Annotated in this window: 17 protein-coding genes and 1 pseudogene; 12 read left to right on the top strand and 6 right to left on the bottom strand. The window is 70.8% G+C overall.

All coding sequences use genetic code 11. The features are described from left to right. Window positions 1–8: 8 nt before the first annotated feature. Together SSQG_RS12805 and SSQG_RS12800 are read right to left on the bottom strand one after the other, a co-directional pair. Window positions 9–1,619, bottom strand: a complete 1,611-nt coding sequence (locus tag SSQG_RS12805; protein WP_039932526.1) for an NADH-quinone oxidoreductase subunit NuoF family protein — start codon at window positions 1,617–1,619, stop codon at window positions 9–11. After that, on the bottom strand, window positions 1,616–2,878 hold the full coding sequence (locus tag SSQG_RS12800) for a membrane protein (RefSeq protein ID WP_039932525.1): 1,263 nt from the start codon (window positions 2,876–2,878) through the stop codon (window positions 1,616–1,618). Before SSQG_RS12800 ends, SSQG_RS12805 begins: the two co-directional genes overlap by 4 nt. A 467-nt stretch (window positions 2,879–3,345) precedes the next feature. Between SSQG_RS12800 and leuS the strand changes: the two genes are divergently transcribed. The 9 genes and pseudogenes from leuS (at window position 3,346) to holA (ending at window position 15,266) form a co-directional block, all read left to right on the top strand. After that, entirely contained in the window at window positions 3,346–6,234 is a 2,889-nt protein-coding gene (gene leuS, locus SSQG_RS12795) for a leucine--tRNA ligase (RefSeq protein ID WP_003990183.1), read from the top strand. Window positions 6,235–6,411: 177 nt separating this feature from the next. Next, complete coding sequence (locus SSQG_RS12790; RefSeq protein ID WP_003990182.1) at window positions 6,412–7,149, top strand: hypothetical protein; 738 nt, start codon at window positions 6,412–6,414, stop codon at window positions 7,147–7,149. A 72-nt stretch (window positions 7,150–7,221) separates the two neighbouring features. Next, a complete protein-coding gene (locus tag SSQG_RS12785) occupies window positions 7,222–8,067 on the top strand; it encodes a DegV family protein (RefSeq protein ID WP_003990181.1) in 846 nt (281 codons plus the stop codon). Between the two features lie 120 nt (window positions 8,068–8,187). After that, on the top strand, window positions 8,188–9,393 hold the full coding sequence (locus tag SSQG_RS12780; RefSeq protein WP_003990180.1) for a ComEA family DNA-binding protein: 1,206 nt from the start codon (window positions 8,188–8,190) through the stop codon (window positions 9,391–9,393). Further along, window positions 9,390–11,974 (top strand): annotated as a pseudogene (locus SSQG_RS43435) (ComEC/Rec2 family competence protein). The gene SSQG_RS12780 and the pseudogene SSQG_RS43435 overlap by 4 nt, the downstream one beginning before the upstream one ends. Window positions 11,975–11,978: 4 nt before the next feature. Then, on the top strand, window positions 11,979–12,836 hold the full coding sequence (locus SSQG_RS12770; protein WP_003990177.1) for an arylamine N-acetyltransferase family protein: 858 nt from the start codon (window positions 11,979–11,981) through the stop codon (window positions 12,834–12,836). Between the two features lie 195 nt (window positions 12,837–13,031). Further along, window positions 13,032–13,913: a YceI family protein gene (locus SSQG_RS12765; RefSeq protein ID WP_003990176.1), complete on the top strand. Its 882-nt coding sequence runs from the start codon at window positions 13,032–13,034 to the stop codon at window positions 13,911–13,913. Between the two features lie 42 nt (window positions 13,914–13,955). After that, window positions 13,956–14,201, top strand: a complete 246-nt coding sequence (locus SSQG_RS12760) for a hypothetical protein (RefSeq protein ID WP_003990175.1) — start codon at window positions 13,956–13,958, stop codon at window positions 14,199–14,201. Between the two features lie 75 nt (window positions 14,202–14,276). Continuing rightward, complete coding sequence (gene holA / locus SSQG_RS12755; protein ID WP_208865638.1) at window positions 14,277–15,266, top strand: DNA polymerase III subunit delta; 990 nt, start codon at window positions 14,277–14,279, stop codon at window positions 15,264–15,266. A gap of 395 nt (window positions 15,267–15,661) precedes the next feature. Here the strand turns inward: holA and SSQG_RS12750 are convergent, their stop codons facing one another. Next, a complete protein-coding gene (locus tag SSQG_RS12750) occupies window positions 15,662–16,087 on the bottom strand; it encodes a VOC family protein (protein WP_039932521.1) in 426 nt (141 codons plus the stop codon). An 87-nt stretch (window positions 16,088–16,174) separates the two neighbouring features. Here SSQG_RS12750 and SSQG_RS12745 point away from each other — a divergent pair, with 87 nt between their 5' ends. Further along, the gene (locus SSQG_RS12745) at window positions 16,175–16,570 is read left to right on the top strand and encodes a nuclear transport factor 2 family protein (protein WP_039932520.1); all 396 of its coding nucleotides are present in this window, start codon (window positions 16,175–16,177) and stop codon (window positions 16,568–16,570) included. A gap of 175 nt (window positions 16,571–16,745) precedes the next feature. Here the strand turns inward: SSQG_RS12745 and rpsT are convergent, their stop codons facing one another. Further along, on the bottom strand, window positions 16,746–17,012 hold the full coding sequence (gene rpsT, locus SSQG_RS12740) for a 30S ribosomal protein S20 (protein ID WP_003990171.1): 267 nt from the start codon (window positions 17,010–17,012) through the stop codon (window positions 16,746–16,748). A 203-nt stretch (window positions 17,013–17,215) separates the two neighbouring features. Between rpsT and lepA the strand changes: the two genes are divergently transcribed. Both lepA and SSQG_RS12730 read left to right on the top strand, forming a co-directional pair. Then, window positions 17,216–19,084, top strand: a complete 1,869-nt coding sequence (gene lepA / locus SSQG_RS12735; RefSeq protein WP_003990170.1) for a translation elongation factor 4 — start codon at window positions 17,216–17,218, stop codon at window positions 19,082–19,084. A gap of 264 nt (window positions 19,085–19,348) precedes the next feature. Then, window positions 19,349–21,223: an AMP-dependent synthetase/ligase gene (locus SSQG_RS12730; RefSeq protein WP_003990169.1), complete on the top strand. Its 1,875-nt coding sequence runs from the start codon at window positions 19,349–19,351 to the stop codon at window positions 21,221–21,223. 90 nt (window positions 21,224–21,313) lie between these two features. Here SSQG_RS12730 and SSQG_RS12725 read toward each other — a convergent pair whose 3' ends face one another. Together SSQG_RS12725 and SSQG_RS12720 are read right to left on the bottom strand one after the other, a co-directional pair. Beyond that, a complete protein-coding gene (locus tag SSQG_RS12725; protein ID WP_039932519.1) occupies window positions 21,314–21,769 on the bottom strand; it encodes a response regulator in 456 nt (151 codons plus the stop codon). Continuing rightward, on the bottom strand, window positions 21,766–25,845 hold the full coding sequence (locus tag SSQG_RS12720; protein WP_003990167.1) for a HAMP domain-containing protein: 4,080 nt from the start codon (window positions 25,843–25,845) through the stop codon (window positions 21,766–21,768). Before SSQG_RS12720 ends, SSQG_RS12725 begins: the two co-directional genes overlap by 4 nt.

Genomic DNA, 25,845 nt, shown 5'->3' with positions numbered 1-25,845 from the left:
ACGTGCGTTCAGCGGCCGAGAGCGCGGCGGCCGCGGCCCTGGGAGAGGACCGGGAGGTTGCGGGACGGCGCCTGGCCGCGGGTGTCCTCCTCGATCCGCAGGGCCAGCGCCGGGCAGCGGCGCACCGCGCGTAGAGCCTTGGCCTCGGCGTACCGCGGCACCTTCGCCTGTGCCACGGTGGGGAAGCCGTCCGCGCCCAGCTGGAACACCTCGGGCAGGATGTCGGCGCACAGGCCGTGGCCCCGGCACAACGTCCAGTCGACGTAGATCTTCTGACGGCTGGGACCCTCCTCCTCGGACTCGCCGCCGCCCGGGATGCCCGTAGGGGCCCTGCCGCCCTCGAAGAGCGGCAGAACGCCCTCCACGGGCCGTCCGCAGCCGTTTCCGAGGACGTGGGCGGCCAGGTCGTCCGTGAACGCCTTGATGGTCGACTCCAGGAACATCGCGGAGCCGTCCGGGTGCGAGCACGCGCCGCGCCGCTTCACATTCTTGGCGACCTGCTTGAGCGCCTCCAGGGCGGCCGGCCCACCGCCGTTGAGGATGTCCTCCATGCCGCGCGCGGCGGCCGGCAGACCGAGGTAGCAGGGGCCGCACTGGCCGGCGCTCTCCTCGGCCAGCCACTGCGCCACACGCAGCGACTCGCCCAGCGGGCAGGTGTCCTGAGTGATCGGCAGAATCGCGCCGGCGCCGAGCGCGCCGCCCACCGCGTCCAGGGAGTTGCGGGAGACGATCGCCTCATTGACCGTCGCGGCGTCGATCCACTTGCCGTGGTAGCCGCCGGTGAGGACGCCCTGCGGCACCGGCGGAGCGCCGGCGAGCTGCAGGACGTACCGCAGCGGCACGCCCGTCGGCACCTCGATCACCATGGGGCGGGCGACCGCCCCGGAGACGGTGAGCATGACGGTGCCCGGCTCGTCGTACAGGCCGGTGTTGCCGTAGCGCTCCGGGCCGATGCGGGCGGCGATGGCGAGCTGGGCGAAGGTCTCGGCGTTGGACAGCAGCGTGGGCGCGCCGCCGACGCCGTTCTGCGAGGCGCTGACCTTGCGGCCCGGCGGGACGGCCGGGCCGCCGTCGATGGAGCGGATCAGCGACGCGGCGGCACCGGTGACCATGCGGACCGGATTGCGCTGGACGCGCGCCCGCAGTGCCGACCGGCGGCCGTTGCTGAGGCCGCGTTCGGCCAGGGCGGCCTCCATGGAGCGCTGTGTGGACTCACGGGTGACCCCCACCACGAGCGTGCGGGCACCCAGCGCCTCGGCGCACAGCAGCGCGCCGTCGAGGATCAGGTGCGGGGCACGGTTGATCAGCACCGTGTCCTTGCGGCAGGCCGGCTCGTCCTCGCTTCCGTTCACGACGACGACCGGCCGGACGCCGCGCTTGATCGCCGCCTCGGCGACCGAGCGCAGCTTCTTGTGGAAGGGGAAGCCCGCGCCGCCGCGGCCCTTCAGGTTGATGCGTTCGGCGAGTTGCGCGAGCTGCTCGCCGCCCATCGGCTCGAGCGGCCCGTGCACCTTCAGGTGCATGGGCAGATCGAGCCGATCGACAAGGTCGAAGCCCGACGTGAGCTGGGGAAGGCCGACCACGCGGACTTCGGGTACGTCAGGCAAAGCCTCGTTCACTTAAAGCCTCCGGAAGGCGTGTTCCAAGGTTCGCCCGATCCCGGTGCGTCGAAGTCGTAGGACGCACCGGGGTTTGTTTCATTGGCGGGACCGCTGTTGTACGTGTCGTTCGGGTAGTACGTGTCGTAGACCGCGTTTGTCTCACCCGTGTCGTACACGTCACTCGATCCGTAGCCGGAGGCGCCTGGATTGCCATAGGTCGGGATGCTTTGTCCGGTGTCCTGCAGGGGGTCGTAGGGCGGGATGTTGAAGCCCGTGTCCTGGAGCGGGTCGTAGGCCGACGGCGGGGCCTCGCCGACCGGCGGCGGGGACGGGATCGGCCAGTTGCCCGAGGTGCTGGAGGGGCCGTCCACGGTCGGGATGGTCTGGGTGGGCTGCATGTCCAGCGGCAGCTCGGTGCGGGTGGTCGGCCCCGGCGCCGCGAAGGCCTGCTGGCCCTGGGGCGGACCCGAGACGGCCCGGTAGGCCGCGGCGAAGCCGTTCGCGGACTCCTGGGGCGCGGGGCGTTCCGCCTTCTCGTACAGCGGTCCCGACGGGGACGCCTTGGCACCCGCGAACGCCTCCCGGCCTTCGTAGCCGGGCAGCGAGGAGCCGCTGTTCGCGCGGGAGCGGCTCTCCTCCAGGTCCCTGAAAGCCTGGCCCTCCGGGTTGCCGAAGAGGCTGGTGAGCTTGTCGGCGACCTTGCGCTTGACGGGGCGCGGAGCGGCGCGCAGGGCGAGGACGCCGGCCACCCCGGCCAGGGACAGGCAGTACAGGATGACGAAGATCGGCTTGGCCGAGCGACCCGCGTAGAGGCCGTGGATCAGCGCGGCGCACCAGGCCGGATAGGCCAGCATGTGCATGGCCCGCCAGCGGGCCGCGACGGGCGCCGGGGAAGCGAAGCGGTTGCGCAGGACGCCCGTGACGCCCACGAAGATCATGAGCAGGCCGGCCAGGGTGCCGAGGCCGATCAGGTACGCCCTGCCCGTGTCGATCTCGTCGGTGAGGAGCAGCCCGAAGGGGATCAGTACGGCCACGAACGAGGTATGGGCCAGCGCCAGCTTCACTCCGATGTGCACCAGGAGGAAGACGATCGAGGCGACGGCCGTGGTCCGGTGCACGGCCTGCGCCAGGATGCGCCTGCGGGTGTCGAGGAGGATCCGGTCCTGGGCGACGAGCCCCCAGATCACCGAGCAGGAGAGGCACACGAGGGACAGCACGCCTGCGCCGAAGTTGAGGAAGTCGGCGAAGGAGTCGTCGACTGTGGAGTCGTTCGTCACGGCCGGCCTCCCCACGTCCCGGCGACCGGGTGTAGCGAGCTGTTACTGCGATGAGGGTTCATGGGGGCAACTCCGAGCGGTTCGGGAAAGCGGTCCCGCTGCCGAACTCTAAGCCGCGCCATACCGATGGGTACGAGGTTTGAGTTATTGCGTTGTTATCAAAGGACAATGTGGTTGTTGTGATGTCCCTTAGTTACTGTTACGCGAAGTAACTTTTGACCCTGGTTCAGTGTTTGTGGCGCCGGGACGGCTCCCCGGAAGCGCGTCGCGGGTCGCTGGAGGCCTGCGGTACCCTAACGCCATGCGTGCCGTACGCCTTCTGCTTAGCGGGCCGCGCTGATCAGTCCCGGCCACCGGACGAGTCGAGTGGCCGGAATCGGCGCGGCGTCCCCTCCTGTGCGAGGGGATTTTTCGTTTCTCGAACCACACAGCCGCAGGCAGAGACGATCGATGGAGCTTTGAGGATCATGAGCGAGACGAACCCCGCCGCTGCCGCCGCCACGCCGGCGGAGGTGGCGCCGCACCGCTACACGGCCGCCATGGCTGCCGAGATCGAGGCACGCTGGCAGGACTTCTGGGACGTCGACGGCACCTACGCCGCGCCCAACCCGAAGGGCGACCTGGCGGGCGACCCGGGGATCGTCGCCAGGCCCAAGAAGTTCATCATGGACATGTTCCCGTACCCCTCGGGCGCGGGCCTGCACGTCGGGCACCCCCTGGGCTACATCGCCACCGACGTCTTCGCGCGCTTCCAGCGGATGACCGGCCACAACGTCCTGCACACCCTGGGCTTCGACGCCTTCGGCCTGCCCGCCGAGCAGTACGCGGTGCAGACCGGCACGCACCCGCGCGTGTCCACCGAGGCCAACATGGAGAACATGAAGTCCCAGCTGCGCCGGCTGGGCCTGGGCCACGACAAGCGCCGGTCGTTCGCCACGATCGACCCGGAGTACTACAAGTGGACCCAGTGGATCTTCCTGCAGATCTTCAACTCCTGGTACGACCACGAGGCGCGCAAGGCCCGCCCGATCGCCGAACTGGTCGACCTGTTCGAGTCGGGTGAGCGGCCCGTCCCGGGCCACACGCGCCCGTGGAGCGAGCTGAGCGCCGCCGAGAAGGCCGACGTCCTGGGCGAGTTCCGGCTGGCCTACGCCTCCGACGCGCCGGTCAACTGGTGCCCCGGGCTGGGCACCGTGCTGGCCAACGAGGAGGTCACCGCCGACGGCCGCTCCGAGCGCGGCAACTTCCCCGTCTTCAAGGCCAAGCTGCGCCAGTGGAACATGCGCATCACGGCCTACGCCGACCGGCTGCTGGAGGACCTGGAGGAGCTGGACTGGCCCGAGGCCATCAAGCTGCAGCAGCGCAACTGGATCGGCCGCTCCGAGGGCGCCCGCGTCGACTTCCCCATCGACGGTGAGCGCATCACCGTCTTCACCACCCGCCCCGACACCCTGTTCGGCGCCACCTACATGGTGCTGGCGCCCGAGCACCCGCTGGTCGAGAAGTTCACCCCGGCCGCCTGGCCCGAGGGCACGCACGAGGTGTGGACCGGAGGTCACGCGACCCCGGCCGAGGCCGTCGCCGCCTACCGCGCCCAGGCCGCGTCCAAGTCCGACGTGGAGCGGCAGGCCGAGGCCAAGGACAAGACCGGCGTCTTCATCGGCGCCTACGCGACCAACCCGGTCAACGGCGAGCAGGTCCCGGTCTTCATCGCCGACTACGTCCTGATGGGCTACGGCACCGGCGCCATCATGGCCGTCCCGGCCGGTGACCAGCGCGACTTCGAGTTCGCCCGCGCCTTCGAGCTGCCGATCCACTGCATCGTCGAGCCCACCGACGGCCGCGGCACCGACACCTCGACCTGGGAGAACGCCTTCTCGTCGTACGACGCGAAGATCATCAACTCGTCGAACGACGAGGTCAGCCTGGACGGGCTGGGCGTCGCCGAGGCCAAGGCGCGCATCACCGAGTGGCTGGAGAGCAAAGAGATCGGTGAGGGCACCGTCAACTTCCGGCTGCGGGACTGGCTGTTCAGCCGTCAGCGCTACTGGGGCGAGCCCTTCCCGATCGTCTACGACGAGGAGGGCATCGCCCACGCGCTGCCCGAGTCGATGCTGCCGCTGGAGCTGCCCGAGGTCGAGGACTACAGCCCGCGCACCTTCGACCCGGACGACGCCGACACCCAGCCCGAGACGCCGCTGTCCCGCAACGAGGACTGGGTCGACGTCACGCTGGACCTGGGCGACGGCCGTGGCCCCCGCAAGTACCGCCGCGAGACCAACACCATGCCCAACTGGGCCGGTTCCTGCTGGTACGAGCTGCGCTACCTGGACCCGCACAACAGCGAGAAGCTGGTCGACCCCGAGATCGAGCAGTACTGGATGGGCCCGCGCGAGGGCATGCCGCACGGCGGTGTCGACCTGTACGTCGGCGGCGCCGAACACGCCGTGCTGCACCTGCTGTACGCGCGCTTCTGGTCCAAGGTCCTGTTCGACCTGGGGCACGTCTCCTCGGCCGAGCCGTTCCACAAGCTGTTCAACCAGGGCATGATCCAGGCCTACGTCTACCGCGACAGCCGTGGCATCGCGGTGCCCGCCGCCGAGGTGGAGGAGCGCGACGGCGCGTACTACTACCAGGGCGAGAAGGTCTCCCGGCTGCTGGGCAAGATGGGCAAGTCCCTGAAGAACGCGGTCACCCCGGACGAGATCTGCGCCGAGTACGGCGCCGACACGCTGCGGCTGTACGAGATGGCGATGGGTCCGCTGGACGTCTCCCGCCCGTGGGACACGCGCGCGGTGGTGGGCCAGTTCCGTCTGCTGCAGCGGCTGTGGCGCAACATCGTCGACGAGGCGACCGGCGAGGTGACCGTCGTCGACGCCGAGCCGGACGAGGAGACGCTCCGCGCCCTGCACAAGGCCATCGACGGGGTGAGCGGTGACCTGGAGGGCATGCGCTTCAACACCGCCATCGCCAAGGTCACCGAGCTGAACAACCACCTGACCAAGGCGGGAGCGGCGGTGCCGAGGTCCGTCGCCGAGGCGCTGGTGCTGATGGTCGCGCCGCTGGCCCCGCACATCGCCGAGGAGCTGTGGCGCAGGCTGGGGCACGAGGACTCCGTGGTGCACCAGGACTTCCCGGTGGCCGACCCGCAGTACGTCGTGGACGAGACCGTGACCTGCGTCGTGCAGATCAAGGGCAAGGTCAAGGCGCGGCTGGAGGTCTCGCCGGCCATCTCCGACGAGGAGCTGGAGAAGGTCGCGCTGGCGGACGAGAAGGTCGTCGCCGCTCTCGGCGGGGCCGGGATCCGCAAGGTGATCGTGCGGGCGCCCAAGCTGGTGAACATCGTTCCGGCGTGAACGAACGTCGTTCCGGCCCGACGTTCGTCCCGCAGAGCGTCTGGCCTGGCGTTTCGCGGGGGTCGGGGTAGTCCCCTACGGGCAGGTTCGGGGTTTTTCTGGAACTCCGGGCCTGCCTGTTGCGTTTACCGTTGAAGAGCGACGTGAGGTGTGCCGCTACAGCCTGAGGAGAAGTCGATGGAAGCAGTGATCGCAGTATTCGCTCTGCTCTTCGTGCTCTTTCTCGGGCTCGGCGCGTACGCCACGGTCAGGGTGGTCGGCGCCGCCAAGCGCGGCGTGGACCGCGGCATCTCCCAGGCCCGCCGCACGGTCGAGGACCACTCCCTGCGGGCCAAGTCCTTCGTCCAGCCCGGCGCGGCGGGCGAACTCGCCCAGCTCCGGCTGAAACTGCGCACCTCCATGCGCGCCACCCAGGACGCGCTGCACGCGGCCGTCGCCGAGGACCAGTCCCTGAAGGAGTCCGTCGGCCTCTTCGAGCGGCTCAGTGCGCACGGACACGAACTGGACGGCGAGCTGAAGCGCCTGGAGTCCGAGCCGAACCGGGCGGCACTGTCCGAGCGGCTGCCCGAGCTGCGCGAGCGCACCGAACGCATCACGCAGTCGGCGGACGCCCTGCGCTGGGCGGCCCGCGACCGGGCCCGCCGCTTCGCCGAGGACGACCTGGACACGCTCGGCGCCCAGATCGACGTGGAGGCCGGCGCGCTGCGGCACTGGACGGCGGCACCGGAGTCCCGGCCCGCCCCGCCACCGTGGCCCGACGCACCGGCCGCCGATGCCCCCACGGCCGGGCAGACCTGGCCGGAGACCCCGCGGTCGAGCCCGGCGCAGGAGCCGGCACAGCCCGCCATCGCACCGGCCGGACCGCGCCCCACCTACCCCTGGCAGAAGAAGCCCCGCCCCGAGAGCACCACTTGATCCGGCCACTCGCGGTACAGGGCACAGGGGCCGGGCTGCCGCACGCGCGCTACGGCAGGTAACCTCCAGCTCATGTCCCGCCATGTCGCGATCGTCACCGATTCAACGGCCTACCTGCCGGCCCGGACGATGGAGCGTCACGGCATCACCGCGGTACCTCTGACGGTCGTCCTGGGCGACCGGGCGCTGGAGGAGGGCACCGAGATCTCGACCCGCGCGCTCGCCCAGGCTTTGCAGAAGCGGCGCCCGGTGACGACCTCGCGGCCCAGCCCGGCGCTCTTCGAGGAGACCTACCGCAAGGTCGCCGAGTCCGGCGCCACCGGCATCGTCTCCCTCCACCTCTCCGCCGAACTCTCCGGCACCTACGACGCCGCCGTCGCCGCCGCGCGGCAGGCGCCGGTGCCGGTGCGGGTGGTGGACACCGGCATGATCGCGATGGCGCTGGGGTTCTGCGCGCTCGCCGCGGCGCAGACCGCGGAGGCCGGCGCAACGGTGGACGAGGCCGTCGCGGCCGCGGAGAAGCGGGCCGCGGGTACGTCCGCCTACTTCTACGTCGACACCCTCGACTACCTGCGCCGCGGCGGCCGAATCGGTGCCGCGCAGGCCCTGCTGGGTTCGGCGCTCGCGGTGAAGCCACTGCTGCAACTGGCCGACGGCCGTATCGAACCGCTGGAGAAGGTGCGGACCGCGTCGAAGGCGATCGCCCGCCTGGAGGAGATCGCGGCGGACCGGGCGGCCGGCGCCCAGGTCGATGTCGCCGTCCACCATCTCGCCGCCCCCGACCGGGCGTCGGCCCTCGCCGACCGGTTGCGGACACGGGTGTCCGGGCTGGCCGATCTGCATGTCAGCGAGGTCGGGGCGGTGATCGGGGCGCACACGGGGCCCGGGTTGCTGGCAGTGGTGATTTCGCCTAGGTGAACGGTCGCCGGGGGCCCTGACTCACCCGGGCGGGTGGGGGAGTTATCCACAAGTGGGGTGTTGTCCCCGGGAATTGACCAAGATCATCGCGAGTGGGCCGATGTGGCCGAACCTCATCGCATGGCACTTCGATCACGTTCACGCACAACGTCCGCGACCAGTGGCCCGGGCCGGGGTCCGGCGTCCGACGGCCGCGTCCGGCACCGCCGTCACCGGCCTGCCGCCCGGGGCCGTGCACGGCAGCGTCAGGCCTTTGCGGAAGACCTCCGGCGGCGCACGGAGGTGCTGTTCGGCGAGCCTGCCGAACGGGCCGAGGAGCGACGGGAGTCGGGCCATGGGCCGCCGGGCGGGGAGCGGTGCGCTGATGGGGCCGGGCCACCTCTCCGGGGCGGGGGCGGGGCGTTACGGGGTGAGGCCGGGGCCTTCAGGGATGAGGTTGGACCCTTCAGGGGTGAGGCCGGGCCCATCCGGGGTGAGGCCGGACCCTTCAGGGGTGAGGCCGGAACCTTCAGGGATGAGGCCGAGGCCGGCGCCGAGGTGGTCAGCGCGGGTGACCGCCAGGGCGGGCGCGGCGCGGAGGGTGCCTGGCGGGAGCGGGCCGGGCTGGCGCTGCGGGAGCGCATGCCGCTGTGGTTGCAGGCGAGGTGCGGCCTGGAGCGGCGGAGCGTGCTCGCGCTGACCGTCGTGCTCTTCGTCGGCGCGGCGTTCGCCGTACAGCACTTCTGGACCGGCCGGACCCAGTCCGTGCGCCCGCCCGAGGTGGTGCGCGCGGCGGCACCGTACGGGGCGGAGCAGGGGCGGACCGGGCGGGCCGACGAGGAGCGGGGACCTGGTGTGCCCGCCGGGGCGGCGAAGGCGACAGCTGGAGCAGCGGCGCCCGAGGTCGTCGTGGATGTCGGCGGCAAGGTCCGGGAGCCCGGGGTCCACCGGCTGCCGGCCGGCTCCCGGGTCGCGGACGCCCTGCGGGCGGCGGGCGGTGTGAAGCCCGGCACGAACACCGACGGTCTCAACCGCGCCCGCTTCCTCGTGGACGGCGAGCAGGTGATCGTCGGGGCACCGGCTCCCCCCGCCGGGACCGGCACGGGCGGCACGGCCCCCGGTGGCATGGCCGGTGGCGCAGCGGGCGGCGCGGCCGCTCCGGTCTCCCTCAACACGGCCACCCCGGACCAGCTCGACACCCTGCCCGGTGTCGGCCCGGTGCTGGCGCAGCACATCATCGACTACCGCACGCGGCACGGCGGATTCCGCTCCGTGGACGAGCTGCGCGAGGTGAACGGCATCGGCGACCGCCGCTTCGCCGACCTGCGGAACCTCGTGCGGCCATGACGAGCGCGCCCGACCTGCCGCGCGGCCGGTCGGCGGTACACGCCGCCTCCGGGACGCGCCTCGGCGCCTCCCGTCCACGGCAGGAGGGCCCCACGGACCTGCGGCTGGTCCCACCGGCCCTGGCGGCCTGGGCCACCGCCGCGCTGATGCTCGACGCGTCACCGGGGTGGGTCACGGGCACCGTGGCCGGCCCTCTGGCCGCCGTCGCTCTGCTGCCGTGGGCTCGGCGAGCGGGGTGGCCGTCCTGGGCGCGGGTGTCCGCCGCTGCCGTGCTGCTGTGCGTCGCCGCGGCGGCTGCTTCGGCCGGGCTGCACGGAGCGGATCTGCGGCGGGGGCCCGTGCCCGGCCTGGCCCGGGAGTACTCCACCGTGACCGCCGAGGTCGAGCTCACCTCCGACCCGCGCCTCACGCGGCCCAGGGTCCGTGGCGATCACGTCACTCCGACCGCCGTACTGATCGACGCCGAGGTACGGCGTGTCCACGAGAGCGGTGGCGCGACGCTGGAGACGCGGACGCCGGTGCTGATGATCGTCGACGTGGGTCCGGGCCGGCGGGACAGCCGGGGCGGGCGCCCGGCCGCCGACGAGGCCGGGCGGTCACCGTGGCTCGGGCTGCTGCCCTCGACCCGGCTGCGGGTCAGCGCGCGATCGGCGCCCGCCCTGACGGGCGGTGACCGGATCGCGGCCGTGCTGCGGGTGCGGGGCGAGGCCGAACCGGAGGTGGTGGGAGCGCCCTCGGACGCCCAACGGCTCGCCGGCCGGCTGCGTGCCGGGCTGCGGGAGGCGACCGACGGGCTGCCGCCGGACGCCCGGGCGCTGTTGCCGGGACTGGTCGTGGGGGACACCTCGCGGATCACCCCGGAGCTGGAGGAGGCCTTCAAGGAGACGGACCTCACCCACACCCTGGCCGTGTCCGGGGCCAACTTCACGATCCTGCTCGCCCTGCTGCTCGGGCCACCGGGCCTCGCGCAGCATGTCGAGCGGCGGGGACTCGCGCCTCGCCTAGGCATCTCCCTGCGGGCGACCGCGGTGCTCGGGGGCGTGCTCTCGCTCGGGTTCGTCGTCGTGTGCAGACCGGACCCGAGCGTGCTGCGGGCCGCTGCCTGCGGAGCCGTCGCGCTGCTCGCCCTCGCCACCGGCCGCCGCAGATCACTGATCCCGGCGTTGGCGACGGCGATCCTGCTGCTGGTGCTGTACGACCCCGTGGCTGGCCCGGAGTTACGGGTTCCCTGCTCTCCGTCGCGAGCCACCCGGAGCCCTGCTCAACGCTCCGCGCCGCGCTGGAGCGCCGGGCTGCGACCGCCGGGGAGTGCCGCCACGGGCTCGCCAAGGCCCTGGGTGCCGCCGGCGCGGCGCAGGCCGTGTGCGCGCCGATCGTCGCCGTGCTCTCGGCGCGGGTGAGCCTGGTGGCGGTGCCCTGCAACCTGATCGCGGAGTTCGCGATCGCGCCGGCCACGGTCCTGGGCTTCGCCGCGCTGGCCGCGGCGCCGGCCGGGATGCCGGTGGCCAAGGCCCTGGCGTGGTGCGCGCACTGGCCGGCCGAGTGGATCGCGACGGTCGCCCGTACCGGGGCGGCGCTGCCGGGTGCGGGAGTGGACTGGCCGGGCAGCTGGGCGGGGGCGGCGCTGCTCGCGGTCGTGACTTCGGCCGTGCTGCTCGTGGGGCGTCGGCTGCTCCGGCATCCCTGGTGGTGCGGCGTCTGCGGCCTGCTGCTGGCGCTGGCGGTGGTGCAACCGCCGCCGCTGACCCGGGTGATCACCGGCTGGCCGCCGCCGGGCTGGCGGCTGGTCATGTGCGACGTGGGGCAGGGCGACGCCATGGTGCTCGCGGCGGGCGAGGGCGCCGGTGTGGTGGTGGACGCGGGGCCCGACCCGCACCTCGTCGACCACTGCCTGCGCGCACTCGGCATCACCAGGGTCCCGCTGGTCGTCCTCACCCACTTCCACGCGGATCACGTGGCGGGTCTGCCCGGTGTGCTGCGCGGACGGACGGTGGGCGCGATCGAGACGACCGGCTTCGAAGAACCCGCCGAGCAGGCCGCGTTCGTCCGGAGGCAGGCGGCCGCCCGGAGGATTCCCGTGACGCGGGCCGCCGCCGGGGAACAGCGCCGCACGGGGGAGCTCTCCTGGCAGGTGGTGTGGCCGCCCCCGGGTCCGCCGCCGAACCCTTCACCCGGCTCGCCCCCGCAGGCGTTCCCGGGGCACCCTGAGCCGGAGGGGCCGAACGACGCCAGTGTCGCCATGCTGGTCCGGTCGGCAGGACTGCGTCTGCTGCTCCTCGGGGACCTCGAACCCCCGGCCCAGCGGGCGCTGGCCAGGTCACCGGCGGCAGGGGCGCTGAGGCGCGTGGACGTGCTGAAGGTCGCCCATCACGGCTCGGCCTACCAGGACCCCGGCCTCATACGCCGGGCGGCCCCGCGGCTGGCGCTCATCTCCTGCGGCGAGGACAACACGTACGGGCACCCGGCGCCCGGCACGGTCGCGGCGCTGCGCGCCGGGGGCGCGGCGGTGCTGCGGACGGACCGGGACGGCGCACTGGCGGTGCTGGAAGGGGACGGGGAGCTGAGGGTGGCGCGAGACTGAGGGCATGAATTCAGCACAGGTTGATGCCTATCTCCGGCGCCTGGGAGCCGAGCACCCGGCGTGGCCCACGGTCGACGCGCTGCGCGATCTGCATCTGCGCCATCTGCGGACCGTGCCGTTCGAGAACCTCTCCATCCATCTGGGCGAGGAGATCGTGCTGGAGGAGCAGCGGCTGCTGGACAAGGTCGTGGGCGCGCGACGGGGCGGGTTCTGCTACGAACTCAACGGCGCCTTCGGGGCGTTGCTCGCCGCGCTCGGATACGACGTGGCGCTGCTCGCGGGGCGGGTGTACGGGGAGGGGGAGCGGCTCGGGATCCCGTACGACCATCTCGCGCTGCGGGTGCGGACGGTGGACGGGGGCGACTGGCTGGCGGACGTCGGGTTCGGGGCGCACAGCCATCTGCCGCTGGCGTTCGGGGACCGGGGAGTGCAGGAGGACCCCGGGGGCGCCTTCCGGATCGTCGAGGCGCGGCCCGACGCGGCCGGGGTGCGCGGTGGGCACGACACGGTGGAGGCGGCGGACCTGGACGTGATCCGGGACGGCAGTCCGCGGTACCGCCTGGAGGTGCGGCCGCGGGCGCTGGGCGACTTCGTGGCCGGGGCGTGGTGGCACAGCACGTCGTCGGTGTCGCACTTCACGCGGTCGCTGGTCTGCTCACGGGTCACGGAGGACGGCGGGAGGATCACCCTCAGCGGCCGGAGATACACGGTGACGGGGGCCGACGGGACGCGGGAGGAGCGGGAACTGGCGACGGACGAGGAGGTGCTGGGGGTGTACCGGGAGCGGTTCGGGATCGAGCTCGGCGAGGTGCCGACGGTCCGGGGCGCGAGGACCAGGGACACCGGCCGGGACGGTGACTGAACCGGACCAGAGGGGTCACACCCTCCACACATGGTCCACATGGTTCTTGTCGGTTCTACTCGTGCGTAGTCCCATCACAAGTGCTGGATTCCCGTGATGTGGTCCCGTCTTGCCTCGAAAGCCTCAACGGTGGTCGAATGCGTCCCCGATGAACAGTGATCAAACCGCTGACTTCGAGTCGCGCGAGGTGTCCAGATGATCGGCCGCTGGCTGGGAAGCCGAACGAACCGAGTGCAACGGACGAGTCCCCTGGCGGCGGTGCCGACCCCGCCCAGCGCCGGGGTGCTGTCCTGCCGGGTGCTCGATCCGGTCAACGAGCCGGTCAGACACGCGGAGTTCGCGGTCACCGACGCCATGGGGCGTGCGGTGGTCAGCGGTGGCGCCGATCCGTTCGGGTCGTTCGTGACCACGGTGCCCGCGGGGGAGTACCGGCTCGCGGTGCAGGCGGAGGGGTACACCCCGTACCGGGCGACCGCACAGGTCGACGAGAACGCGCTGGCGTCGCTCGGGGACGTGCGGCTCCAGGTGGCCCGGCCGCCGGACCTGCCCGAGCCCGGCGACTGGGAGATCGAGCCCGCGCACTCCTCGATCGGCTTCACCGCGCGGCACATCGGACTGGCCCGGATCCATGGGCAGTTCAAGTCCTTCGCGGGCGTCATGCGGGTCACCGAGCCGCTGGAGCGGTCGGCGATGCACGTGGTGATCGACGCGGCCTCCATCGACACCAACATGAGGATGCGGGACGACCATCTGCGGTCGGCGGACTTCCTGGACGTCGCGAGGTTCCCGACCCTCGAGTTCTACAGCGAACGGTTCGTGCACAAGGGCGCCAACCGGTGGGCCGTGACGGGCGCGCTGTCGCTGCACGGCGTGACGCGGACGGTCACGCTGGACACGGAGTACCTGGGGCTGGGCAACGGCATGGAGGGCGAGGTGCGGGCGGCCTGCCGGGCCACCACCGAACTGCACCGGGACGACTTCACCGTGAGCTGGCAGACCATGCTCGCGCGGGGCATCGCCGTGGTCGGACCGAGCATCAGGGTCGACCTCGACGTCCAGGTCGTGCGCAAGGGCTGAGCCGGCGGCCCGGCTCCGGCGCCGTGACGGACAATGTCCGGCGTGAGTGATGTGCGACATGTGCTGGTGCTGCCCGACCGGGATGCCGCGGAAGAGGTGGTGGAGGCGCTCGGGGAGCGGTTCGGGGTCGTGGAGGAGCCGCGGCTGGTGCGGGACGCACTGGCCGGTGAGGACGACGCCGAGGACGCGCAGTGGCTGGTCGTCCTGCGGGACGAGGCCGGGCGGCTGGACGCCGGGGAGCTGGACCGGTTCGCCGGGGAGTGGGAGGGCTGGCGGGAGGAGCCGTAGCTTCCCCGTCCGGTGTCCTCGCACGCGCGGTCCTTGCGGGCATCGCTGTCAGTGGTGCGTGGGATGCTTGTCGCGATGGCCAGGAAGACTGCGAATGACGACCCTCTCGCCCCCGTGACGCTCGCCGTGGGCCAGGAGGAGCTGCTGCTCGACCGCGCCGTGCAGGAGGTGGTGGCCGCCGCGAAGGCCGCCGACGCCGACACGGACGTACGGGACCTGACCCCGGACCAGTTGCAGCCCGGCACGCTCGCCGAGCTGACGAGCCCGTCGCTCTTCGCGGAGCGCAAGGTCGTCGTCGTACGCAACGCGCAGGACCTGTCGGCCGACACGATCAAGGACGTGAAGGCGTATCTCGGGGCGCCCGCCGAGGAGATCACCCTGGTGCTGCTGCACGCCGGCGGGGCCAAGGGGAAGGGGCTGCTCGACGCGGCGCGCAAGGCGGGGGCGCGCGAGGTGGCTTGCCCGAAGATGACGAAGCCGGCGGACCGGCTGGCGTTCGTGCGGGGCGAGTTCCGGGCGGTGGGCAGGTCCGCCACGCCGGAGGCGTGCCAGGCGCTCGTCGACGCGATCGGGAGTGATCTGCGGGAGCTGGCGTCGGCGGTGTCGCAGCTGGTCGCGGACATCGAGGGGACGATCGACGAGGCGATCGTCGGGCGGTACTACACCGGCCGGGCCGAGGCGTCGAGCTTCACGGTCGCCGACCGGGCGGTCGAGGGGCGGGCGGCGGAGGCGCTGGAGGCGTTGCGCTGGTCGCTGGCGACCGGGGTGGCGCCGGTGCTGATCACGAGCGCGCTGGCGCAGGGAGTCCGCGCGATCGGGAAGCTGTCGTCGGCCCGTGGCGGCCGTCCTGCCGATCTCGCGCGGGAGCTGGGGATGCCGCCGTGGAAGATCGACCGGGTACGGCAGCAGATGCGGGGATGGACCCCGGACGGGGTCGCCGTGGCCCTGCGAGCGGTGGCCGAAGCGGACGCGGGTGTGAAGGGCGGCGGCGACGATCCCGAGTACGCCCTGGAGAAGGCGGTGGTCACCATCGCCCGCGCGGCACGCTCTCGGGGCCGGGGCTAGCGGCATCCTTCGGGCCGGGGTTGTGCTCGGTTGACGGGTGGCTCCGGCGGGCCCGGCGGATCTCTCGGGCCGGGTTTGCCGGAAGTCGGACTTCGCGGGGTGCGGGCGGCGGCGACGATCCCGAGTACGCCCTGGAGAAGGCGGTGGTCACCATCGCCCGCGCGGCACGGTCCCGGGGTCGGGGCTAGCGGCATCCTTCGGCCGGGTTGCGCTCGGATGACCGGTGGCTCCTCCGGCGGGCCCGGCGGATCTCTCGGGCCGGGCTGGCCGGAAGACGGGCTTCCCGGGGTGCGGGCGGCGGTGTCTCTCGGGCACGGCTTCGCCGGGGCGACCGGCTTCCCCGGGGCGGAGCCGGGGCCGGGCCGGGCGGTGGCACCCCTCGGACCGAGTCGGGCTCAGAGGACCGGCTCGCCGATTCCCAGCAGGTTTCCCTCGCTGTCGTGGAACCAGGCGCCCCGCTCGCCCCGGGCGCCCTTGCTCGGGTAGTTGCCCTCGATCTCGGCGATCCCGCCCTCCGTGCGGAAGCCGGGCAGGTCGACCTCCTCGAAGACCACGCCACGCCGCTTGAGCTCGGCCACGGCGGCCTCGATGTCGTCTACCTCCAGCGCCATCTGTGTGAAGGTGCCGGGCGAGGCCCCCGTGGAGCGGAACAGCACGAAGTCCGCGCCGCCGCACCGGTACAGCAGCCCGCCGGGCCGTTCGTCGACGGGGTCGAGGCCGAGCTTCTCGGAGTAGAAGCGCCGTGCCCGGTCCAGGTCCTGGGCGGGCAGCCGGGTCGCCACCCGGGCCCCGGCCAGCACGTTCCTGCGGTCTGCTGCCATGTCTCCACTGTGCCGCGAATGCCGTCCGGAGGGAGAATCGAGTGTGTCAGCCGTACGTCGCCAAGAGACGGAGAGGTGGCGAGGGACATGGCTGAGCATCCGCACGCAGCACTCGTCCGCAAGGGATTCGAGGCCTTCACCCGAGGCGACCTGGACACCCTGCGGGAACTGATCGCGAAGGACGCCACGCACCACGTGCCCGGCAGCCACCCGCTCTCGGGCGACTTCAAGGGCCAGGACGCGATCATCGACATGTACCGGCGCATCGGGGAGGAGACCGCCGGATCGATGCGTCTGGACGTGCTCGGGATCGCCGTCGACGGCCGTGGTCACGCGGTCGGCATGTGCCGGGTCACCGCCGAGCGGAAGGGCAAGCGCCTGGACGACACCGGCTGCATCGTCTTCCGGATCGTCGGAGACAGGGTCACGGATCTCGACGAGTGTGTCGAGGACATCGACAAGAGCGACGAGTTCTGGTCCTGAGCAGGTCGAAGGCCGGGCGCCCTCCCATGGGGAACAGGAGAGCACCCGGCCTTCGGTTCAAGCTGCTGGATCCACGCCCGCGTGGCGAACGCAGGCCGCGCGTGGATCCGAGGGGTGCCGGACGGGAGCGGATGAGAGAGGGCCCGCTCGATTCCCTCCGGCGTCACATCAAACGTCAGCCCTTGAGCGCGGCGACCTTCTGAGCCAGCGCCGACTTCTTGTTGGCGGCCTGGTTCTTGTGGATGACGCCCTTCGAGACGGCCTTGTCGAGCTGACGCGCGGCAACGCGCTGGTACTCGGTGGCCTTCTCCACGTCACCCGCGGCCACGGCCTCACGGGCCTTGCGGATCGCGGTCTTGAGGGAAGACTTGACGGCCTTGTTGCGCAGCCGCGCCTTCTCGTTGGTCTTGATCCGCTTGATCTGGGACTTGATGTTCGCCACGAATGAGCCTTTTCAGGTGTGATTTCTTGATGACGTGCCTCGTGCGAGAGGGCATGAGACACAGCCACCCAGGCTACCAGCGGGTCCACCCACGGCCCAAACCCGTCCATGGTCCCCACCCGTGGGACCATGGAGGCTACGTATCGATCCGATCCGACCCGAGACCGCAGACACTGCGGACGCCTCAAGAATCAGGACCCTGCGTGCCCGCGATCCCTAGCCATGTGCCCGAGCCGAGCCGTACCGACCCGGCTCTGATCCGCAACTTCTGCATCATCGCGCACATCGACCACGGCAAGTCCACGCTCGCCGACCGGATGCTCCAGCTCACCGGGGTGGTCGAGCAGCGGCAGATGCGCGCTCAGTACCTCGACCGCATGGACATCGAGCGCGAGCGCGGCATCACGATCAAGTCCCAGGCGGTGCGTCTGCCGTGGGCCCCCACCCATGACAAGAGCAACACGCACATCCTCAACATGATCGACACCCCGGGGCACGTCGACTTCACCTACGAGGTCTCGCGGTCGCTCGCCGCCTGCGAGGGCACCGTCCTCCTGGTCGACGCCGCCCAGGGCATCGAGGCCCAGACCCTCGCCAACCTCTACCTGGCGATGGAGAACGACCTCACGATCATCCCCGTGCTCAACAAGATCGACCTGCCGGCCGCGCAGCCCGAGAAGTTCTCCGAGGAGCTGGCCCACCTCATCGGGTGCGACCCCGACGACGTCCTGAAGGTCTCCGCCAAGACCGGACTCGGTGTCGAGGCGCTGCTGGACAAGGTGGTCGAGCAGGTCCCGGCCCCGGTCGGCGTGAAGGACGCTCCCGCGCGGGCCATGATCTTCGACTCCGTCTACGACTCCTACCGCGGCGTGGTGACGTACGTCAGGGTCATCGACGGGCAGCTCAACAAGCGCGAGCGCATCAGGATGATGTCCACGGGCGCCACCCACGAGCTGCTGGAGATCGGCACCAACTCGCCGGAGATGCTGTCGGCCGACGGTCTCGGCGTCGGTGAGGTGGGCTACCTGATCACCGGTGTGAAGGACGTCCGTCAGTCCAAGGTCGGTGACACCGTCACCAGCCAGCAGAAGGGTGCCGAGGAGCCGCTGGGCGGCTACAAGGACCCCAAGCCGATGGTCTTCTCGGGTCTGTATCCGCTGGACGGCTCCGACTACCCCGAGCTGCGCGAGGCCCTCGACAAGCTCCAGCTCAACGACGCCGCGCTGGTCTACGAGCCGGAGACCTCCGCCGCCCTCGGCTTCGGTTTCCGCGTCGGCTTCCTCGGCCTGCTGCACCTGGACGTGATCCGTGAGCGGCTGGAGCGCGAGTTCGGGCTCGACCTGATCGCGACCGCCCCGAACGTGGTCTACCGCGTCCTCATGGAGGACGGCACCGAGCACACGGTCACCAACCCGAGCGAGTTCCCCGAGGGCAAGATCTCGGAGGTCTACGAGCCGGTCGTGCGGGCCACCATCCTGGCGCCCAGCGAGTTCATCGGCTCGATCATGGAGCTCTGCCAGACCCGGCGCGGCACGCTGCTCGGCATGGACTACCTCTCCGAGGAGCGGGTCGAGATCCGCTACACCCTGCCCCTCGCCGAGATCGTCTTCGACTTCTTCGACCAGCTGAAGTCAAAGACCCGCGGCTACGCCTCGCTCGACTACGAGCCCACCGGCGAGCAGACCTCCAGCCTGGTCAAGGTCGACATCCTGCTGCACGGCGACAAGGTGGACGCCTTCTCGGCGATCACGCACAAGGACCAGGCGTACGCGTACGGCGTGCGGCTCGTCGCCAAGCTCAAGGAGCTGATCCCGAGGCAGGCCTTCGAGGTGCCCGTCCAGGCCGCCATCGGCTCCCGGGTCATCGCCCGCGAGACCATCCGCGCCATCCGCAAGGACGTCCTCGCCAAGTGCTACGGCGGTGACATCTCCCGTAAGCGGAAGCTGCTGGAGAAGCAGAAGGAGGGCAAGAAGCGGATGAAGATGGTGGGTTCCGTGGAAGTTCCGCAGGAGGCCTTCATCGCCGTCCTGTCGAGCGATGACAGCGCGGGGTCGGCCAAGAGCAAGAAGTAACGACGGGTTACCGTCGGTTACGCGGCAAACCGGGTAGAACAGGGGCCCGTCGTGCGAAAGTGCGGCGGGCTCCTGTGCGTATACGGGGTAGCTCTCTGTATGAAATGACAGGCCGCGGACCCTTACGTGGAAAGCGGTCGGCCTTTACTCTGATCCCTGCTCCATAGTTACTCACGAGTTAAACAAGAGCGTGTGACCAGCAGCTCGTGGGTACCAACCAGCCGCACCTGAGCCAGCCGCACTGTCGCGGGCCCGGAGGATGTCGTGAGCGACACACAGACCCTGATCGAGAACCGTCCGCCGTCCGTGGCGGGCCTCTTCCTGGAGCGCGTGGCGGCCACGCCGGACGCCGAGGCCTACCGCTATCCGGTGCCCTCGGCCTCCGGGGAGGGGCCGGACGACTGGAAGTCGCTGAACTGGGCGCAGGCCGCCGAACGGGTCTACGCCATCGCGGCGGGCCTCATCGAGCTGGGCGTCGAGCCCGAGCAGCGCGTCGCGCTCGCCGCCAGTACCCGGATCGAGTGGATCCTCGCCGACCTCGGCATCATGTGCGCCGGCGCGGCCACGACCACGGTCTATCCGCAGACCAACGCGGAGGAGTCCGCGTACATCCTGTCGGACTCCGAGAGCCGGGTGCTCATCGCGGAGAACGCCGAGCAGCTGGCCAAGGCGCAGGAGAAGCGCGCCGAGCTGCCCGACCTCACCCATGTGGTGGTCATCGACGCGGCCGGTGTCGAGACCGCCGACTGGATCCTCACCCTCGACGAGCTGGAGAAGCGCGGCGCGGCCCGGCTGGAGAAGGACCCCGAGCTGATCAAGGAGCGGGTCGGGGCGATCACCAAGGACCAGCTGGCCACCCTCATCTACACCTCCGGCACCACCGGCCGCCCCAAGGGCGTGCGCCTCCCGCACGACAACTGGTCCTACATGGCGAAGGCGATCGCCGCGACGGGCCTGGTCAGCGGCGAGGACGTGCAGTACCTGTGGCTGCCCCTCGCGCACGTCTTCGGCAAGGTGCTCACCTCCGGCCAGATCGAGGTCGGGCACGTCACCGCCGTGGACGGCCGGGTCGACAAGATCATCGACAACCTGCCGGTGGTGCAGCCGACGTACATGGCGGCCGTGCCGCGCATCTTCGAGAAGGTCTACAACGGCGTGGCCGCGAAGGCCCGTGCGGGCGGCGGCGCCAAGTACAAGATCTTCCAGTGGGCGGCCGAGGTCGCGCGCGAATACGCCAAGGTCGCGCAGGACAACTTCCGGCGGACCGGAACCGCCTCCGTGCCGTTCAGCCTGGGCGCCAAGCACAAGGTCGCCGACGCGCTGGTGTACGCCAAGATCAAGGAGGCGTTCGGCGGGAACCTGCGGGCGTGCGTCTCCGGCTCGGCGGCGCTGGCTCCCGAGATCGGGTACTTCTTCGCCGGCGCCGGCATCCACATCCTCGAGGGCTACGGCCTGACCGAGTCCTCGGCCGCCTCGTTCGTGAACCCGGGCGAGGCCTACCGCACCGGCACCGTCGGCAAGCCGCTGCCCGGCACGGAGGTGCGGATCGCCGACGACGGGGAGATCCTGCTGCGCGGGCCCGGGATCATGGAGGGCTACCACAAGCTGCCCGAGAAGACGGCGGAGGTGCTGGAGCCGGACGGCTGGTTCCACACCGGGGACATCGGCGAGCTGTCGCCCGACGGGTACCTGCGCATCACCGACCGCAAGAAGGACCTCATCAAGACCTCGGGCGGCAAGTACATCGCGCCGGCGGAGGTCGAGGGGCAGTTCAAGGCGGTGTGCCCGTACGTGTCCAACATCCTCGTGCACGGGGCCGACCGGAACTTCTGCACGGCGCTGATCGCGCTCGACGAGGTCGCCGTCACGGAGTGGGCGAAGGAGAACGGGCTGAAGGGGAAGTCGTACGCGGAGATCGTTGCCTCGCCGGTCACGGTCGAGATGGTCGACGGGTATGTGAAGCAGCTCAACGAGGGGCTTCAGCGGTGGCAGACCATCAAGAAGTTCCGGCTGCTGCCGAGGGATCTCGATGTCGAGCACGGGGAGATCACGCCCAGCCTGAAGCTGAAGCGGCCCGTGGTGGAGCGGGAGTACAAGCATCTGATCGATGAGATGTACGAGGGCTCTCGCGAGGCGTAGGAGGCGGCTGGTGAGCGCGGGCGGCTGCGGGGTGTTCGTGGTTGCTCGCGCCCACGCGGCGGAGCCGCACATCGATGCAGCCCCGCGCCCCTAAGTGCCCTGGTCCGCTCGGCGTTTGAGGTCCTGGATCTCTCTTCTGAGGCGTTCCACCTCTCTGCCTTTGCGGTAGAGGTCCAGGAAGACGCTGACCTTCGCCCTGAGGACCCAGGGGTCGAAGGGCTTGGTCATGTAGTCCGCGGCGCCTGTCGCGTAGCCGCGGAAGGCGTAGCCGGGGTCGTCGTCGGCGCCGGTGAGGAAGATGATCGGGACGTCTCGGGTCTGGTCGAGGCGTTTGATGTGGGCGGCCGTCTCGAAGCCGTCCATGCCGGGCATGCGGATGTCCAGCAGGACCAGGGCGATCGGCTGCCGCAGCAGGGCCTTCATCGCCTCCTCGCCGGAACGGGCGCGTATCAGCGGCTCGTTGAGGGAGGCGAGGACGGCCTCCAGGGCCGTCAGGTTGTCCTCCATGTCGTCCACCAGGAGGATTCCGGCGCGCTCGGAGCTCATGACGGCGTGTCCTGCGGGTCCAGCAGCTCGCACACGACCGTCAGCAGCCGGTCGATGTCCACCGGCTTGGGCACGTAGTCGTTGGCGCCGCGGGCGATGGACTTCTCGCGGTCGCCGGGCATCGCCTTCGCGGTCAGGGCGACGATGGGCAGGTCGGCCCAGCGCGGGGTGCGGCGGATGGCGGAGATGGTCTCGTAGCCGTCCATCTCCGGCATCATGATGTCCATCAGGACCAGTTCGACCGCCGCGCTGCGCTCCAGCGTCTCGACGCCCTCGCGGCCGTTCTCCGCGTACAGCACGGTCATGCCGACCCGGCCCAGGACATGGGTGAGGGCGAAGACGTTGCGGATGTCGTCGTCGACGATCAGCACCCGCCGCCCGGCCAGGATCCGGCCCGGCCTGCCGGACGTCCACGCCTCCAGCCTGGTCGGTGAGGGCCAGGCGTCGTCCGTGTCGGGCGCGGCTTCCGGGAACGGTCCGGCGACGGCGGGCCGGAGGGGCAGCGGGAGTTCGGAGCGGTCCGCGGGGCGTGGTTGCGGCACCGTGTGACCGGGGCTGACGACCGGCACGTGGAGGGTGAACGTGGAGCCCTTGCCGGGCTCGCTCTCGGCGACGATCCGGCCGCCGAGCAGGCCGGCGATCTCCCGGCTGATGGACAGGCCGAGGCCGGTGCCGCCGTACTTGCGGTTGGTGGTGCCGTCGGCCTGTGCGAACGCCTCGAAGATCACCGGGAGTTTCTCCGGTGCGATTCCGATGCCGGTGTCGGACACCGAGAACGCGATCACGTCGTCGGCGTCCCGGACGAAGCGGTGCTCGGTGTCCCGCACCCGGTCCACCCGCAGCTCGACCTTGCCCGTCGCGGTGAACTTGATCGCGTTGGAGAGGAGGTTGCGCAGGATCTGCTGCAGGCGCTGCTCGTCCGAGTACATCTCGCGCGGCACGTCCTCGCCGACCGCCACCTCGAAGGCGAGTCCCCGGTCGAGGGTGAGGGGGCGGAAGGTGGCGTGGACGTAGTCGAGCAGCTTGATGAGAGGCAGCCGTTTGGGGCGTACGTCCATCCGGCCGGCCTCGATCTTCGACAGGTCCAGGATGTCGTTGATCAGCTGGAGGAGGTCCGAGCCCGAGCGGTGGATCGTCGTCGCGAACTGCACCTCCTGGTCGGAGAGGTGGCCGTCCGGGTTGTCGGAGAGCAGCCGGGCCAGGATCAGCAGCGAGTTCAGCGGGGTGCGCAGCTCGTGCGACATGTTCGCGAGGAACTCAGACTTGTACTGCGAGGACGTGGCCAGCAGGGCGGCTTTCTCCTCCAGTTCGGCGTTGGAGCGCTGCAACTCGCCCTGCTGCATCTGGAGTTCGTCCGAGCGCTCCTGGAGCTGCCGGGCCAGGCGCTGGGACTCGCCGAGCAGGGACTCCGTGCGCGAGTTGGCGATGATGGTGTTGATGGCGACGCCGATGGTGTTGACGAACTGGTCGAAGAAGGCCAGGTGCACGTCGGAGAAGCGGGAGAAGGAGGCGAGTTCGATGACGCCCAGGAGCTTGTCCTCGAAGAGGATCGGGATGATCACGATCGTGGTGGGAGCGGCTTCGCCCAGACCGCTGTTGATCTTGATGTAGTCCGGCGGGGCGTCCTCCACCAGGATCCGCTTCTTCTCCCGGGCCGCCTGCGCGACCAGACCGTGCACGGGGAGGCCGCCGGTCTCGACGGTCGCGTCCTGCGCGGCGCCGTACCCGGCGATGAAGGCGAGCCCCTTGGTGGGAACCGTTGCTCCGTCCTCCTCCGGGTCGGCCAGGTAGAACGCGCCGTACTGCGCGCTCACCAGCGGCGTCAGCTCGCGCAGTATCAGGTCGGCGACCTCCATCAGATCGCGGTGGCCCTGCATCAGCGCGGCGAGACGGGCCAGATTGGACTCCAGCCAGTCCTTCGCGCGGGTGGTCTCGCGCAGGTTGGCCACCATCAGGTTGATGTTGTCCTTCAGCTCGGCGACCTCGCCCTGCGTCTCCACCGTGATCGAGCGGGACATGTCGCCCTGGGCCACCGCGGAGGCGACCTCGGCGATCGCACGGACCTGGGTGGTGAGGTTGAGCGCGAGTTCGTTGACGTTCGTCGTCAGGCGCTTCCAGGTGCCGTAGACGCCCTCGACCCTGGCCTGGCCGCCGAGCTGTCCCTCGGAGCCGACCTCGCGGGCCACGCGCGTGACCTCCGAGGCGAAGGAGGACAGCGTGTCGACCATCGTGTTGATGGTCGTCTTCAGCTCCAGGATCTCGCCGCGGGCGTCCACGTCGATCTTCCTGGACAGGTCGCCCTGGGCCACGGCCGTGGCGACCTGGGCGATGTTGCGCACTTGTGAGGTGAGGTTGTCGGCCATCGAGTTGACGTTGTCCGTCAGGTCCCGCCAGACCCCGGAGACGCCCAGCACCTGCGCCCGGCCGCCGAGCCGGCCGTCGGTGCCGACCTCGCGGGCGACCCTCGTCACCTCGTCGGCGAAGGCCCGCAGCTGCTCCACCATCGTGTTGACGGTGTCCTTCAGTTCCAGGATCTCGCCCCGGGCGTCGACCGTGATCTTCTTCGACAGGTCGCCGTTGGCGACAGCCGTGGTCACCTGGGCGATGTTGCGGACCTGGGAGGTCAGGTTCAGCGCCATGAAGTTGACGTTGTCGGTGAGGTCCTTCCAGACCCCGGAGACGCCCCGGACCTGGGCCTGGCCGCCGAGGTTGCCTTCCGTGCCGACCTCGCGGGCGACGCGGGTGACCTCGTCGGCGAAGGCGGAGAGCTGGTCGACCATCGTGTTGATCGTGGACTTGAGCTCCAGGATCTCGCCCTTCGCCTCCACCGTGATCTTCTTGCCGAGGTCGCCCTGGGCCACGGCGGTGGAGACGAGCGCGATGTTCCGCACCTGCGAGGTGAGGTTGTCGGCCATGAAGTTGACGTTGTCGGTGAGGTCCTTCCAGACCCCGGAGACGCCCCGGACCTGGGCCCGGCCGCCGAGGTTGCCCTCGGTGCCGACCTCGCGGGCGACGCGCGTGACCTCGTCGGCGAAGGCGGAGAGCTGGTCGACCATCGTGTTGATGGTCGACTTGAGCTCCAGGATCTCGCCCTGCGCGTCGACCGTGATCTTCTGGGACAGGTCGCCGTTGGCGACGGCCGTGGTCACCTGGGCGATGTTGCGGACCTGGGAGGTCAGGTTCGACGCCATGAAGTTGACGTTGTCGGTGAGGTCCTTCCAGACCCCGGAGACCCCCCGCACCTGCGCCCGGCCGCCCAACTGGCCCTCGGTGCCGACCTCGCGGGCGACGCGCGTGACCTCGTCGGCGAAGGCGGACAGCTGGTCGACCATCGTGTTCACGGTCAGCTTCAGTTCGAGGAGCTCACCGGTCGCCTCGACCTTGACCGTGCGGGTCAGATCGCCGCGCGCCACGGCCGTCGTCACGGCCGCGATGTCCCGCACCTGCGCCGTCAGCCGGGACGCCATCGTGTTGACGGCCTCCGTCACGTCCCGCCAACTGCCCGACAGACCCCGCACCTTGGCGCGGCCGCCGAGCCGCCCCTCGGTGCCGACCTCGCGCGCGACCCGCGTCACCTCGCCCGTGAACAGGGAGAGCTGGTCCACCATCGTGTTCACGGCCCGGCCCAGGCGACGCAGATCGCCGCGTAACTGCCGGCTCCCGTCGTGCAGGTCGACCCGCTGGGTCAGATCACCGCCGGCCACCGCGTCCAGAACACGTGTCGCATTCGCCGCCGGTGCGACCAGGGCGTCGAGCAACTGGTTCACGTCGTTGACCCGGGACGTCCACAGGCCCTGCCCCGGACTGGCCGAGAGCCGCTCGTCGAGCCGGCCGTGCCGCACCAGCTCCCGTCTCACCCGCTGCACCTCGGTGGTGAAGTGGACGCTGCGGTCCATGATCTGGTTGAAGACCGCGGTGAGTTCGGCCACCATCCCGTGGCCGGATTCCGGCGCCCTCGTGAAGTCGCCGTCGCGTGCGGCTGTCATCGCGGCGAGCAGGGGACGCAGATCGGATGCACGAATATGACCGTCTTCGTACCCGTCTTCGACCACAGGAGTAGCACTGTTCTCACTCAT

The organism is Streptomyces viridochromogenes DSM 40736 (genome assembly GCF_000158955.1).
Lineage (GTDB): Bacteria > Actinomycetota > Actinomycetes > Streptomycetales > Streptomycetaceae > Streptomyces > Streptomyces venetus.
This window is presented reverse-complemented; position numbering and strand designations above follow the sequence as displayed.

Bases quoted from the DNA above. Each gene is read 5' to 3' on its own strand.
- leuS (WP_003990183.1), top strand. From the start codon at position 3,346: ATGAGCGAGACGAACCCCGCCGCTGCCGCCGCCACGCCGGCGGAGGTG.
- SSQG_RS12790 (WP_003990182.1), top strand. From the start codon at position 6,412: ATGGAAGCAGTGATCGCAGTATTCGCTCTGCTCTTCGTGCTCTTTCTC.
- SSQG_RS12785 (WP_003990181.1), top strand. From the start codon at position 7,222: ATGTCCCGCCATGTCGCGATCGTCACCGATTCAACGGCCTACCTGCCG.
- SSQG_RS12780 (WP_003990180.1), top strand. From the start codon at position 8,188: ATGGCACTTCGATCACGTTCACGCACAACGTCCGCGACCAGTGGCCCG.
- SSQG_RS12770 (WP_003990177.1), top strand. From the start codon at position 11,979: ATGAATTCAGCACAGGTTGATGCCTATCTCCGGCGCCTGGGAGCCGAG.
- SSQG_RS12765 (WP_003990176.1), top strand. From the start codon at position 13,032: ATGATCGGCCGCTGGCTGGGAAGCCGAACGAACCGAGTGCAACGGACG.
- holA (WP_208865638.1), top strand. From the start codon at position 14,277: ATGGCCAGGAAGACTGCGAATGACGACCCTCTCGCCCCCGTGACGCTC.
- SSQG_RS12750 (WP_039932521.1), bottom strand. From the start codon at position 16,087: ATGGCAGCAGACCGCAGGAACGTGCTGGCCGGGGCCCGGGTGGCGACC.
- SSQG_RS12745 (WP_039932520.1), top strand. From the start codon at position 16,175: ATGGCTGAGCATCCGCACGCAGCACTCGTCCGCAAGGGATTCGAGGCC.
- SSQG_RS12725 (WP_039932519.1), bottom strand. From the start codon at position 21,769: ATGAGCTCCGAGCGCGCCGGAATCCTCCTGGTGGACGACATGGAGGAC.
- SSQG_RS12720 (WP_003990167.1), bottom strand. From the start codon at position 25,845: ATGAGTGAGAACAGTGCTACTCCTGTGGTCGAAGACGGGTACGAAGAC.